The sequence below is a fragment of the Lentzea flaviverrucosa genome (genome assembly GCF_003350445.1).
GTDB classification, from domain to species: domain Bacteria; phylum Actinomycetota; class Actinomycetes; order Mycobacteriales; family Pseudonocardiaceae; genus Lentzea; species Lentzea californiensis.
This window is the reverse complement of record NZ_QQAU01000019.1, coordinates 69,785-81,985: the sequence shown is the minus strand read 5'-3', so window position 1 is coordinate 81,985 and position 12,201 is coordinate 69,785. Positions and strand designations below refer to the sequence as shown.

The 12,201-nt window shown below is 68.4% G+C and carries 13 protein-coding genes and 1 pseudogene; 5 read left to right on the top strand and 9 right to left on the bottom strand.

The genetic code is table 11. The annotated features are described in order from the left end of the window. Nucleotides 1–33 precede the first annotated feature (33 nt). A complete protein-coding gene (locus tag DFR72_RS40545) occupies nucleotides 34–870 on the top strand; it encodes a spermidine synthase (RefSeq protein ID WP_090072466.1) in 837 nt (278 codons plus the stop codon). Nucleotides 871–876: 6 nt separating this feature from the next. On the opposite strand, the gene DFR72_RS40540 is transcribed toward DFR72_RS40545, so the two are convergent. The 3 genes and pseudogenes from DFR72_RS40540 to DFR72_RS40530 all read right to left on the bottom strand — a co-directional run bounded on the left by DFR72_RS40540 (nucleotide 877) and on the right by DFR72_RS40530 (nucleotide 3,562). Continuing rightward, nucleotides 877–1,503 carry a hypothetical protein gene (locus DFR72_RS40540; protein ID WP_090072464.1) on the bottom strand — a complete coding sequence of 209 codons (627 nt, stop codon included), beginning with the start codon at nucleotides 1,501–1,503 and terminating at the stop codon, nucleotides 877–879. A gap of 92 nt (nucleotides 1,504–1,595) precedes the next feature. Further along, nucleotides 1,596–2,843, bottom strand: a pseudogene (gene hisS, locus DFR72_RS40535) (histidine--tRNA ligase); the annotation flags it as partial. A 5-nt stretch (nucleotides 2,844–2,848) separates the two neighbouring features. Next, nucleotides 2,849–3,562, bottom strand: coding sequence for an MBL fold metallo-hydrolase (locus DFR72_RS40530; RefSeq protein WP_090072704.1), 714 nt, complete (start codon nucleotides 3,560–3,562; stop codon nucleotides 2,849–2,851). A gap of 114 nt (nucleotides 3,563–3,676) precedes the next feature. Here DFR72_RS40530 and DFR72_RS40525 point away from each other — a divergent pair, with 114 nt between their 5' ends. Then, on the top strand, nucleotides 3,677–4,534 hold the full coding sequence (locus DFR72_RS40525) for a peptidylprolyl isomerase (protein ID WP_090072460.1): 858 nt from the start codon (nucleotides 3,677–3,679) through the stop codon (nucleotides 4,532–4,534). A 70-nt stretch (nucleotides 4,535–4,604) separates the two neighbouring features. Here the strand turns inward: DFR72_RS40525 and DFR72_RS40520 are convergent, their stop codons facing one another. The 4 genes from DFR72_RS40520 to DFR72_RS40505 form a co-directional block, all read right to left on the bottom strand. Then, nucleotides 4,605–6,890 carry a RelA/SpoT family protein gene (locus DFR72_RS40520; protein WP_425459942.1) on the bottom strand — a complete coding sequence of 762 codons (2,286 nt, stop codon included), beginning with the start codon at nucleotides 6,888–6,890 and terminating at the stop codon, nucleotides 4,605–4,607. A gap of 122 nt (nucleotides 6,891–7,012) precedes the next feature. Then, the gene (locus DFR72_RS40515) at nucleotides 7,013–7,186 is read right to left on the bottom strand and encodes a DUF397 domain-containing protein (RefSeq protein WP_090072456.1); all 174 of its coding nucleotides are present in this window, start codon (nucleotides 7,184–7,186) and stop codon (nucleotides 7,013–7,015) included. Continuing rightward, on the bottom strand, nucleotides 7,164–8,018 hold the full coding sequence (locus DFR72_RS40510) for a helix-turn-helix domain-containing protein (RefSeq protein WP_170176628.1): 855 nt from the start codon (nucleotides 8,016–8,018) through the stop codon (nucleotides 7,164–7,166). Before DFR72_RS40510 ends, DFR72_RS40515 begins: the two co-directional genes overlap by 23 nt. A 66-nt stretch (nucleotides 8,019–8,084) precedes the next feature. Further along, complete coding sequence (locus tag DFR72_RS40505; RefSeq protein WP_090072452.1) at nucleotides 8,085–9,281, bottom strand: HNH endonuclease signature motif containing protein; 1,197 nt, start codon at nucleotides 9,279–9,281, stop codon at nucleotides 8,085–8,087. Between the two features lie 222 nt (nucleotides 9,282–9,503). Here DFR72_RS40505 and DFR72_RS40500 point away from each other — a divergent pair, with 222 nt between their 5' ends. Genes DFR72_RS40500 through DFR72_RS40490 form a run of 3 tightly spaced genes read left to right on the top strand, consistent with a single transcriptional unit; the run spans nucleotide 9,504 to nucleotide 10,469 of the window. Further along, complete coding sequence (locus DFR72_RS40500; RefSeq protein WP_143086982.1) at nucleotides 9,504–9,779, top strand: hypothetical protein; 276 nt, start codon at nucleotides 9,504–9,506, stop codon at nucleotides 9,777–9,779. A 51-nt stretch (nucleotides 9,780–9,830) separates the two neighbouring features. Next, nucleotides 9,831–10,175, top strand: coding sequence for a hypothetical protein (locus tag DFR72_RS40495; RefSeq protein WP_090072448.1), 345 nt, complete (start codon nucleotides 9,831–9,833; stop codon nucleotides 10,173–10,175). A gap of 12 nt (nucleotides 10,176–10,187) precedes the next feature. Then, nucleotides 10,188–10,469: a hypothetical protein gene (locus tag DFR72_RS40490; RefSeq protein WP_090072446.1), complete on the top strand. Its 282-nt coding sequence runs from the start codon at nucleotides 10,188–10,190 to the stop codon at nucleotides 10,467–10,469. A gap of 62 nt (nucleotides 10,470–10,531) precedes the next feature. Here the strand turns inward: DFR72_RS40490 and DFR72_RS40485 are convergent, their stop codons facing one another. Further along, nucleotides 10,532–11,023 carry an adenine phosphoribosyltransferase gene (locus tag DFR72_RS40485; protein WP_090072444.1) on the bottom strand — a complete coding sequence of 164 codons (492 nt, stop codon included), beginning with the start codon at nucleotides 11,021–11,023 and terminating at the stop codon, nucleotides 10,532–10,534. Nucleotides 11,024–11,046: 23 nt separating this feature from the next. Further along, complete coding sequence (gene secF, locus DFR72_RS40480) at nucleotides 11,047–12,201, bottom strand: protein translocase subunit SecF (RefSeq protein ID WP_090072442.1); 1,155 nt, start codon at nucleotides 12,199–12,201, stop codon at nucleotides 11,047–11,049.

The following is a 12,201-nucleotide window of genomic DNA, read 5'->3' as shown; positions in this document are numbered from 1 at the left end:
CAGAGCTGACACACGCGATGAGACAATAGAGCAGTGGGAAGACAGCGGCCCGACACAGAGGCGATCACCGAGTCGATCGACTCCGGTGTCGCCGAACTGGTCCCCGATCTCGGTGGACGGAACTCCTGGACGTTGCGGGTCAACGGAACCCCACAGTCGCATGTGGACCTCGACGACCCGACCTACCTGGAGTTCGAGTACGTCCGCCGGCTGGGTCACATCGTCGACCTCACCGCGCCTTCGCGTGTGCTCCACCTGGGTGGTGGCGCTCTCACGCTAGCGCGCTACGTGGCCGATCTACTGCCTCGGGCGTCTCAGCAGGTGGCCGAGATCGACGCGGGCCTGATCGCGTTCATCCGCCGCGAACTCCCGCCACCCCCGCGGGTGAAGATCACCACGGGCGACGCCCGCGCCGTGCTCGTCAAGGCGCGGCCCGGCTCGTTCGACCTGATCATCACCGACTGCTTCGCCGGGGCCCGCACGCCCGCGCACCTGACGTCGGTCGAGTTCGTGGAGCAGGCTTCGGCCGCGCTCGCCGGCGACGGCATCTACGCGGCGAACATCGGCGACGGCAACGGCCTGCAGTTCGCCCGCGCCCAGTGCGCGACCGTGCGCTCGGTGTTCGAACACGTCTGCGTGATGGCCGAGCCGGGAGTGTTCCGCGGCAGGCGCTTCGGCAACTTCGTGATCATGGCCTCGCACAACGGCCTGCCGATGCAGCAGCTGACCCGCGCGACGGCCGGGGACCCGTTCCCTGGCCGGGTCGAGCACGGGACGGGGCTGACGAAGTTCATCGGTGGCGCGCCGGTCACCACCGACGCGACCGCGACCCTCTCCCCCGCCCCGCCCTCAGGCCTCTGGGGCACCTGAGCCGCTTCAGTCGAGCGACGTGACGAACTTCGAGACGGCGTCCGGATGGAGCTTCTGCGCCATCCGCCCGGCCGGAGCCAGTGAGCCGAGCCGGTACAGCGGCCGTTCCGCCGCCGCCATCCCGCGCGCCTCGGACCGCAGCTGGGCCACGAGCAGCTCCGAGAACACCAGACCGGGCGTGTCCCCGCGTGCGGCCAGCGCGTCAGCGAGCCGGCGGAGCTGGTAGACGCCCAGCTCGCGGCCGCCCGTGCCCGCGTACATCGACAGGGCGATGTTGATCGCCTTCTTGCCGCCGCGCACGAACAGGCCGACGGTCCGGGCGCCACGCAGGTCCGTGACCAGCAGGTCCAGGCCGTCCGCCACCGCCAGGTCGACCTTGCGCGTGCCGAACGCCCGCACGTACACGGTCGTGCCCTGCAGCCACACCGTGCGGCGCGCCTCGGACATAGCCAGCAGGATCACCGGCACCGACACGATCGCCCCGGCGATGACACCGGGCCAGCGGCCACCGATCAGACCCACGATCGCGCCGAAGGCGAGGGCGACCATGATGCCGCCGATCGCCACCATGCGCGCACGCTTGCGGACCGTCGCCTTGTCGAGCAGGTCGAGAACGAGCTTGTCGTCGCTCACGGGGTCTCACGCACCGCCTCGGCCACGACCGCTCCGGCGTCCGACGCCATGCCCTCGACACCACCCGGCACCGCGGCCACGAGTGCGGCCGCCTTCAGCGCACCGCGCACCTCTTCGACCACGTCCGCCAGCGGCACCGTGACCTGCTCGCCGGTCGCGAGGGTCTTCACGCCGATGTTGCCGGCCTCCAGGTCGCGCTCACCGAGCACCAGCGCCAGCTTCGCGCCCGACTTGTCGGCGGCCTTGAAGCCCGCCTTCATCGAACGGCCGCCGTAGACCAGGTCGGTCCGGACGCCCGCGGCACGCAGCTCACCGGCGATCGCGACCAGGCGGGCCCGCGCGGCCTCGCCCAGCGGCACGCCGATCACGTCGACCCGGCTGAACTCCGGCAGCACGCCCTCGGCCTGCGCCGCGAGCAGCGCCCGGTCGACGCCGAGGCCGAAGCCGACACCGGAGAGCTCCTGACCGCCGAGCTGCGCCATCAGGCCGTCGTAGCGACCGCCGCCGCCGATGCCCGACTGGGCACCGAGACCGTCGTGGACGAACTCGAACGTCGTCTTCGTGTAGTAGTCGAGACCGCGGACCATGCGCGGATTCTCGACGAACTTCACGCCCAGCTCGGTCAAGTACCCCTTGACGAGCTCGTAGTGCGCACGGCACGCGTCGCACAGGTGGTCCACCATCAGCGGCGCCTCGGCGACGAGCGCGCGCACCTCGGGGCGCTTGTCGTCCAGCACGCGCAGCGGGTTCAGCTCGGCACGCTTCTGCGTCGCCTCGTCCAGCGGCAGCTTCGCGAGGAACGCCTGCAGCAGCTCGCGGTACGCGGGACGGCAGTTCGCGTCGCCCAGCGACGTGAGCTCCAGGCGGTAGCCGGTCAGGCCGATCGCGCGGAACCCCGCGTCGCCGACGGCGATGACCTCGGCGTCCAGGGCCGGGTCGTCGATGCCGATCGCCTCGATGCCGACCTGGTGGAACTGCCGGTACCGGCCGGCCTGCGGCGCCTCGGCGCGGAAGAACTGGCCCGCGTAGTAGAGCTTCGCCGGCAACGAGCCGCGGTCGAGGCTGTGCTCGATCACGGCCCGCATCACGCCCGCGGTGCCCTCGGGGCGCAGGGTGATGGAGCGGTCACCGCGGTCGAGGAAGGTGTACATCTCCTTCGTCACGACGTCGGTCGACTCGCCGACACCGCGCGAGAACAACGCCGTGTCCTCGAAGACCGGCAGCTCGATGTAGCCGTAGCCCGCGAGCTCGGCGGCACGGGTCAGCGTCGACCGGACGTGCGCGAACGCGGCGGACGTCGGCGGGATGTAGTCGGGAACGCCTTTGGGTGCGGAAAACACGTCTCTCAAAGTCCTCGGTGCGGGGCGGCCGGCGCGTCGTCCGTCCGAACGGCGTCCTGCAGCTGGAGCAGGTACGGGTTCGTCGCACGTTCGCGGCCTATGGTCGTCGTCGGGCCGTGGCCGGGCAGCACCACTGTGTCGTCGGGCAAGGTCATGACCTTGCTCTGCAGGGACGACAGCATTCGCGAGTGGTCACCGCCGGGCAGGTCGGTGCGTCCGATGGAACCGGCGAAGAGCGTGTCACCCGAGATCACCAGGCGACCGCCTTCCTGCACACCGGACCGGAACATCACCGACCCGCCGGTATGGCCCGGCGTGTGGTCGACGGTGAGCTGCAGCCCGGCGAGGTCGAGCGCGGCGCCGTCGGCCAGCTCGCGGACCTCGGACGGCTCCCGCATCTCCAGGTTGCCCCCGAAGAACGCGGCGGACTCGCGGCTGATGCCCTTCAACGGGTCGGCGAGCATCGCTACGTCATCCGGGTGGATGTACGCGGGGATGTCGTTGCCGTCGCAGACGGGGGTGACGGAGAACGTGTGGTCGAAGTGCCCGTGCGTGAGCAGCACGGCGACAGGCGCGAGACGGTGCTGGCGCAGGGCCTGTTCGATCGGTTCGACCGCGTCCTGACCGGGGTCGATGATCACGCAGGGCTCGCCCTCACCGGCCGCCAGGACGAAGCAGTTCGCCTGGAGCGCACCAGTCGGGAACCCGATCACGAGCACGAAAATGACCTCCCTGTTCAACGACAGCCTAACCACCACACAAAGCTCATATGCCCAGGCCCTAGACTCCCGAGCCGACCGCCCTATTCGCATGAGTCCCTGGGGAGGGAGCACGTGCCCACCAACGAGCAGCGACGCGCGGCAGCCAAGCGCAAGCTTGAGCGTCAGATGGTCTACCGCCACGAGCGGGCCAAGAAGCGTCGCATCATCGCCGTCGTCTCGACGGTCGTCGTTGTTGCGCTCGTCGGAGGTGGCGTGTGGTTCCTCGCGACTAACGACGTCTTCGGAAATGGTGATGCCGCCGCGTCGGAGACTCCCACCCAGGAGTCGGTGGACAAGGCGGAGAACATCCCCACCGCGATGCACCAGATCCCGAAGCGCCCTGCCGCGCTTCCGGAGAAGGTGAATTGTGAATACACGAAGGGCCAGGAGCCGGCGGCCAAGGAGAACACGCCGCCCGCGAACGGCGAGCAGCCCACCACCGGCACCGTCGGCGTCACGCTCGGCACCTCGATCGGCGACCTGAAGCTGAACCTGGACCGCTCGCTCGCGCCGTGCACCGTCCACAACTTCGTGGAGCTGGCGAAGCAGAAGTACTTCGACAACACCACGTGCCACCGCCTCACGGTGACCGGCATCCAGGTCCTGCAGTGCGGCGACCCCGGCGGCAACGGCATGGGCGGCCCCGGCTACTCGTTCAAGGACGAGGTCTACCCGGAGCTCACCTACGGCCGCGGCGTCCTCGCCATGGCGAACTCGGGCCCGGACACCAACGGCTCGCAGTTCTTCATCGTCTACGGCGACGCCTCGAACCTGCAGGCGAAGTACAACATCTTCGGCACGGTCGACGAGGAGTCGCTGAAGAAGGTCGACGAGGTCGCGAAGACCGGCACGATCTCCCAGCAGCCCGGCCAGGGCGACGGCAAGCCGAAGACCCCGGTCGACATCAAGTCGGCACTGGTCGCGAACTAGTCGCCACCCGCACGTGAAAGGGCCCCCGGAGCAACTCGCTCCGGGGGCCCTTTCGTGCGACTTGCCCCAGTTACGACGCTGACGTCACGCGGTACACGTCGTAGACGCCCTCAATGCCGCGCACGGCCTTCAGAACGTGGCCGAGGTGCTTCGGGTCGCCCATCTCGAACGAGAACCGGCTGACGGCCACCCTGTCGCGTGACGTCGTCACCGACGCCGACAGGATGTTCACGCGCTCGTCGGCCAGCACCTTCGTGACGTCCGAGAGCAGCCGGTGCCGGTCGAGCGCCTCCACCTGGATGGCGACCAGGAAGACGCTGGAGGACGACGGCGCCCACTCGACGTCGAGGAGCCGTTCCGGCGACTTCAGCAGCTCCTCGGCGTTCGTGCAGTCGGTGCGGTGCACCGAGACGCCACCGCCCCGCGTGACGAAGCCGAGGATGTCGTCGCCCGGCACCGGGGTGCAGCAGCGGGCGAGCTTGACCCACACGTCGCCCGCGTCCTTGACGATCACGCCCGCGTCGCCGGTGGGGCGGCGCCGGGTGACCGTGGACGGCGTGGCGCGATCGGCCAGCTCGTCCTCGGCGTGGTCGACACCGCCGAGCTGCGCCACGAGCCGTTGCACGACGTGGCGGGCCGAGGTGTGCCCCTCGCCGACCGCCGCGTACAGCGCGCTCATGTCCGGGTAGTGCAGTTCCTTCGCAAGAGCCTGCATCGAGTCGACGCTGACCAGGCGCTGGATCGGAAGCCCGACACGCCGGACCTCCTTGGTGATCGCGTCCTTGCCCTGCTCGATCGCCTCTTCCTTGCGCTCCTTGGCGAACCACTGCTTGATCTTCGCCTTGGCGCGCGGGGACGCCACGAAGCTCAGCCAGTCGCGGGACGGACCCGCGCCCTCCGCCTTGGAGGTGAAGATCTCGACGACCTCACCGTTCTCGAGCTTGCGCTCCAGAGCGACGAGACGACCGTTCACACGGGCGCCGATGCAGCGGTGACCGACCTCGGTGTGCACCGAGTAGGCGAAGTCGACCGGCGTGGAGCCCGTAGGCAACGTCTCGACGTCACCCTTGGGGGTGAACACGAAGATCTCGCGCGCGGCGAGGTCCCAGCGCAGCCCTTCCAGGAACTCACCGGGGTCCGCGGCTTCCCGCTGCCAGTCGAGGAGCTGGCGCATCCACGCCATCTCGTCGATCTCGACGGACTTGCCGTTGTGCGTGCCCTTGGTCTCCTTGTAGCGCCAGTGCGCCGCGATGCCGTACTCGGCCCGCTGGTGCATCTCCGAGGTGCGGATCTGCACCTCGAGGGGCTTGCCGTCGGGACCGATGACGGTCGTGTGCAGCGACTGGTACACGCCGAACCGGGGCTGCGCGATGTAGTCCTTGAACCGCCCGGGCATGGGCTGCCAGGCGGCGTGCACGACGCCCATCGCGGCGTAGCAGTCACGCACCTCGTCCACGAGGATCCGGACGCCCACGAGGTCGTGGATGTCGTCGAAGTCCCGGCCGCGGACGATCATCTTCTGGTTGATCGAGTAGTAGTGCTTCGGCCTGCCCTCGACCTTCGCGACGATCCGCGCGCTCTCCAGCTGGGTGTTCAGCTCGGAGACGACGGACCTCAGGTACGTGTCGCGACTGGGCGCGCGCTTCGCGACAAGGCGCACGATCTCGTCGTACTTCTTCGGCTGCAGGATCGCGAACGCGAGGTCCTCCAGCTCCCACTTGACCGTCGCCATGCCCAGCCGGTGGGCGAGCGGCGCGAGCACCTCGAGCGTTTCACGGGCCTTGCGGGCCTGCTTCTCCGGCGGCAGGAACCGCATGGTGCGCATGTTGTGCAGCCGGTCGGCGAGCTTGATGACCAGGACCCTCGGGTCCTTCGCCATCGCGATGACCATCTTGCGAATGGTCTCGGCCTCGGCCGCTGCCCCCAGCTTGACCTTGTCGAGCTTCGTGACCCCGTCGACCAGCCGGGCGACTTCTTCGCCGAAGTCCTCCTTGAGCTGGTTGAGCGAGTAGTCGGTGTCTTCCACGGTGTCGTGCAGCAGCGCTGCCACCAGCGTCGTGGTGTCCATGCCCAGCTCGGCGAGGATGGTCGCCACGGCGAGCGGATGCGTGATGTACGGGTCGCCGGACTTGCGGCGCTGCGGGCGGTGCTTCTCCTCGGCAACGTCGTACGCGTGCTGCAGAAGCGCCAGATCGGCCTTGGGATGGAGGTCACGGTGCACGGCGGCGAGAGGTTCGAGGACCTGCTTCACCGGGGCCGCACGTTGGGCGGTGATACGCCGCGCAAGGCGGGCGCGCACACGCCGGGTCGCCGACGGTTGAACAACCGTCGCAGCGGGTTCGGTGTCTTGACTCAACCCCACGCTCCTCGGGTCTCGCGAGTACCGAGGATAACGCGTTTACGATGCGGAAACTTCCGGTGGCGCGCTGAGCGGCACAGCTCACACGGTGAACGCCGCGCAAACTACCGCTGGGCCGATCAGGCGACGCTCACCACGAACGCCCGCCAGGCGTAGACGGAGAACGCCAGGACGTCGCCGCCTGCCGCCTTGGAGTCACGCACGAGAGCGTCCCCCGCGAGCGACACCTCAACGCACGAGCCACTGTCCATGTCGCCGCTGTAGGTGCTCTTACGCCAGCTCCGGTCGAGCATCATGAAGGTCCTCTCGGAGTCCGCCGACGTAATCCGTCAGCATGCTCCTCGAGTGTCCCTCACTAAGCGCCAAGGCATCCAGCCAGTTGAAGAACTCCCTGGTGCTCGCGATGGCCTTGCCGTCGTGTGCAAACACCCTCGCGAGGTCCGTTTCGCTGTAAGCCAGGGGGCACATCTTCTCGAAGCTGAACAGCCTCCGCGCTGACCGCATCGCGACGGCGACACCAGCCGACATGGGCACGATGCGAAGACAGTGGGTCTCGAAGAGCAGGCGCAGATATTGCTCCTCCATGATCTGGGCGTTGCCCACGCGCATTCTGAGCGCGAGCTCATGCACGTAGAAGGTGCACTTCGGGCGGTTCGGACGTCGCATGATCGTCTGCCGGTCAATGCGCAACTGAACGTACTTCTCGATGTTCTCCGGCGCCTCGTTGCCGCCCTCGGTGAGCAGTGCCCGCGCGTACTCAGGGGTCTGAGCCAGACCGGGCATGGTCAGCCCGTCGAAGCTCGTGATCTTCACCGCCTGCGCCTCGGCCAGGGCCAGGGTGCGGAGGTTGTCCGGCACGACCAGCACGTACGGGTCGAAGGCGTAGCGGTAGCGCTCGCGGAACGCCTCGAAGTGGTTGCTGTCGCGGCCGCACGTCATCAGGTACTGGACGAGGTCGATCTCGCTCGCACGCGCTTTGCCCTTCTCGATGTTGGAGACCTTGCTCGGGTCCCATCCCAGTTGTTCGGCGAAGGCGTGGCCGGTCAGGCCGGTGAACTTCTCGCGGAGGCGGCGCAGTTCGTCGCCAAGGTCGCGGCTGTAGGCGGTGGAGGTGATCGCAGTCATTCGTCCGACGGTAGGCATTGCCCCTCCTCCACGAACCAGCTCGTTCGGATGAAAACGGGTACGCCGCTAGGCGACGTGGCGGCCGGTGTGGAGCCTGGTGTTGGTTCTCGGAACGCGGGCGGGGTCGAGCCAGGCCGGCGGGATGAAGGTCGGGGTTCCATCGTGGAGCTTCACCTCCCAATCGCTTTGGTGGATCAAGGTGTGGTGGTGGCGGCACAGCAGGACTGCGTTGCCCATCGACGTCTCGCCGCCCTCTGACCAGGGTCTGACGTGGTGGGCGTCGCAGTGCTTCGGCGGGCGGTCGCAGCCTGGGAAGGCGCAGCCCTGGTCTCTGGCCACCAGCAGGCGCCGGATGGACGCCGGGAAGGTTCTCGCCTTGCGGCCTATGTCCATCGCTTCGGAGCGGCCGCCCAGGACCACCGGGATCACGCCCGCGTTGCAGGCGAGACGGCGGACCAGGCTGGCGGGGACGCGGACACGGTTGTCGAGCACCGCCAAGCCCGTCCGGCGCACCAGGGCGTCGTACGACATCGTCAGCGTGAGGCTGACCGGCTCGCCGCCGTGTTCGGGGAGGCGGTCGGCGCGCAGCACCAGGTCGAGCAGGTCGGCGAAGGCGTCGCCCTCGCGTTCGGCACGCGAGCGGGCGTCCGGGCCTTCCTCCGGGGTGGTGGGGCGGGGTTTGGCCAGCGGGTCGATCAGCGCCTCGAGCTTCGCGCCGGCGATCTTGTCGAGCCTCGCCGACACCTCCAGCTGCTCGCCCCTCCACGCCATGCGCAGCCTGTTGGCCGGCGGCTCCGCTGCCAAGGGTTCGCCCGGCTCCGCGTCGCGCTGGAAGAGCCGGTAGGCCAGCTCCCTGCCGAACACACGCACCGCGCTGGGCTCGTGCGCCAGGGCGAACTCGACCACGGACCGTTCGGCCTCGGGCGGCAGCTCCCTCATCACCTCGGCCACCACCGAGATGTGGTCGCCGGAGAGCGCACCCTCCGCCATCGCGACGGCGGTGACCGGCAACTCCACCAGCGAGCCGGACAGGAACTCGGCGCGGGCGACCCATTGACGCGCGGTCTTCAGGTCCCACCGCACGGCATGACGCAGCACCTGCGCCACATTCCTGTACCCCAGCTCGACGGCGGCTTCGCGACGCGACAATTCAGCGATCTTCCGCATCAACCGATTCTCCAGAACGCGAATTTCCGCCACGTCTCCGACGACTGCGGCAAGCAGCTCGTCGGTGGGAAGAAGGCGGAGTTCCGGTTCGCTCATGCGTTCGACCGTACCGCAAGATCACCACATAAACGCACGTCACGACTCACACGTTCGAGTGAACAGACTGGACATACGGCTATAGGCGCCGTTAGTGCACATCTCTCTAGATGCAACGCATTCACCAAAACACACGCACGCGAAAAAACGCGAAACCACATAAAACCGCGCGCCAGCCACCGCGCCGGAAGGACTAATCCGCACGCCTGAGAGAATCGGACCGTGAGGACTCTGATCTGGTGCGCCGCCATGACGTTCGTGTGGCTCGGCACGATGGCGTACCTCGCCCTCGACGACCCCGGCTACATCGACCCGCGGTCGGTCACCGGCTCGTCGGTCGGCTGGGTGGTCGCGACCACCCTGAGCTGGCTGGTGCTGCGCCGCGCGAAGGCGCCGAAGCTGTGGGAGATCGCGGTCGTGACGGCCCCGGCGTCGCTGGTGACGCTGGTGTTCGTCAGCATCGGTGCCGCCTTCGTGGCGCCCCCTCCGATCGCCTGACGTGTGGCATGATCGTTCACTCGACGTGAACGAGGTCTGGGGGGACCGCTCATGTTTCCTGCTCCGCCACCGTCCGCGCCGGTCGTCAAGCGCGGCACGCCTCTCGCACACTGCGCGGCGGGTGCTTCGATCTGGTACGCCGCGCTCATCACGGTCTACGTCGTCGCCAGCGTGAGGACCGGTTCAGGCCTGGGTCAGCTCGGGGCCGCGTTCCTGGTGGGCGCGTTGCTGTTCGTGCCCACCACGTTCGTCACCTGGCTCATCCTGTCGAAGGTGCGGATCAAGCCGTGGGTGGTCATCTTCGTGACGCTGCCGATCTACTTCGTGGTGTGGGTGCTGGTCAGCGGCTTCATGGGCGCGCTGGGCGCCGTGTTCCGGATGCTCCTCACAGGCTGACAAGCTGAGCCCATGCACTCACATCGGCCGATCTGGCACTGCCTGGCGTTCGCGGGCATCTGGTACGCCGCGATCGTCCTGCTCAACCTCATCACCAACGGCGGCGACGAGGGTGCTCGCGCGGCCATGCTCGGGGTGGTGCCGTGGCTCGGTGCCTCGGCCGCTCTGATGCGGGTCGGGCACGGTGACATGAAGGCCTGGCGGCTGATCCTGCTGGGGCTGCCGATCTTCTACTTCCTGTGGGCCATCACCGTCGTGGTCGCCTACCGGTTCGTCGTGCCGGTCACGGGCTGACCCCGGCACGAAAAAAGGGGGACGAGGCATCCGCCCTGTCCCCCTCCACCCGCAGAACGCGGTCACACGGTCATCAGTGCCTGCACGTCACGGCCGGCGAGGCGCGAACGGCCGCCGAGAGCCTGGATCTCCAGCACCACCGACACACCGGTGACGATGCCACCGGCGCGTTCGACGAGCGTGCACGCGGCTTCGGCGGTGCCGCCCGTGGCGAGCACGTCGTCCACCACGACCACGCGCTGACCCGGCTGGATGGCGTCCGCGGGGAGCTCCAGCGAGGCCTCGCCGTACTCGAGCGCGTAGGACACCGAGTCTGCGACGACCGGGAGCTTGCCCGGCTTGCGCAGCGGCACGACGCCGTAGCGCCAGCCGTAACCCAGGGCAGCACCCAGGAGGAAGCCGCGCGACTCGATGGCGGCGATCACCTGGGTGCTGTCGTCGATCTTGTCCTGAAGAGCGTCGACCACGGCGCGCAGGGCGTCGGGGTCGGTGAGGACCGGCGTGAAGTCCCGGAAGACGACCCCCGGCTGGGGGAAGTCCGGGACTTCACGCATCAGTCCCAGAGCACGATCCAGTTTCAACGCTGACGCTTTCCGGTCGGACGACGGCGGGCGTCGCCTGCCTTGGCGGTGCGGTGGGGCACCGACGCGGCGGCGGCGTACGCCTCTTCCTTGCGCAGGTCGGCGGACAGGGCTTCGTCGTCCACCGACTCGATGCCCTCGGCGGCCTGCGGGCCCGTGGCCTTGGCGCGGCGGGCGGCCACGCGGCGGGCCTGCGCGATGTACTTCGGGTCGCGCATCTTCAGGTCCACCAGCACCGGGGTGGCGAGGAAGATCGAGGACAGGGCGCCGATGAACATGCCGACGAGCTGCACGAGCGCCAGGTCCTGCAGGGTGCCGACGCCCAGGATGCCGACGCCGACGACCAGCAGGCCGATGACCGGGAGCAACGCGATCAGCGACGTGTTGATCGAGCGCATCAGGGTCTGGTTCAGCGCCAGGTTCGACGCCTCGGCGTACGTGCGGCGGGTCAGGCCCAGCAGGCCTCGGGTGTTCTCCTTGACCTTGTCGAACACGACGACCGTGTCGTACAGGGAGAAGCCGAGGATCGTGAGCAGACCGATCACCGTCGCCGGCGTCACCTCGAAGCCGATGAGCGAGTACACGCCCGCGGTGATGATGACGTCGTGGAACACGGCGACGAGCGCGCCGACGGCCATCTGCCACTCGAAGTAGAACACCAGGAAGATGGTCACCGCGACGAAGAACCAGAACAGGGCCCAGAGGGCCTTGCCGCTGATCTCACCGCCCCAGGAGGCGGAGACGGCGCTGTCGGAGATCGCGCCCGCACCGCCCTGCGGCTGGGTGTCCTGCGCCAGCGCCGCCTTGAGGGTCGCGACCTCCGCGATGCTCAGGGCGGGCGACTTGAGCTGGATCGACGCGCTGGCACCGGAACCGACGGACTGCACGGCGTTCGGCTTCTTGCCGGGCAGGGCCTTGGCGTAGACGTCCTCGACGGCGGACGTCGAGATGGCCTGGCCGCTGGCCGACACCGACGGCATCGAGATCTTGGTGCCGCCCTTGAAGTCGATGCCGAAGTTGAAGCCGTTGAACACCATCGAGCCGATGCAGACCAGCAGGATGATGGCGGAGGTGATGTACCAGCGGGTGCGCTTGCCGACGATGTCGAATGCGCCGTTGCCCACGTAGAGGCGCGAGAACACGCTGCTCAC

Bases quoted from the DNA above. Each gene is read 5' to 3' on its own strand.
- DFR72_RS40515 (WP_090072456.1), bottom strand. From the start codon at position 7,186: ATGCTCGACCGGAGCTGGCGTAAGAGCACCTACAGCGGCGACATGGAC.
- DFR72_RS40510 (WP_170176628.1), bottom strand. From the start codon at position 8,018: ATGACTGCGATCACCTCCACCGCCTACAGCCGCGACCTTGGCGACGAA.
- DFR72_RS40505 (WP_090072452.1), bottom strand. From the start codon at position 9,281: ATGAGCGAACCGGAACTCCGCCTTCTTCCCACCGACGAGCTGCTTGCC.
- DFR72_RS40495 (WP_090072448.1), top strand. From the start codon at position 9,831: ATGTTTCCTGCTCCGCCACCGTCCGCGCCGGTCGTCAAGCGCGGCACG.
- DFR72_RS40490 (WP_090072446.1), top strand. From the start codon at position 10,188: ATGCACTCACATCGGCCGATCTGGCACTGCCTGGCGTTCGCGGGCATC.
- DFR72_RS40485 (WP_090072444.1), bottom strand. From the start codon at position 11,023: ATGCGTGAAGTCCCGGACTTCCCCCAGCCGGGGGTCGTCTTCCGGGAC.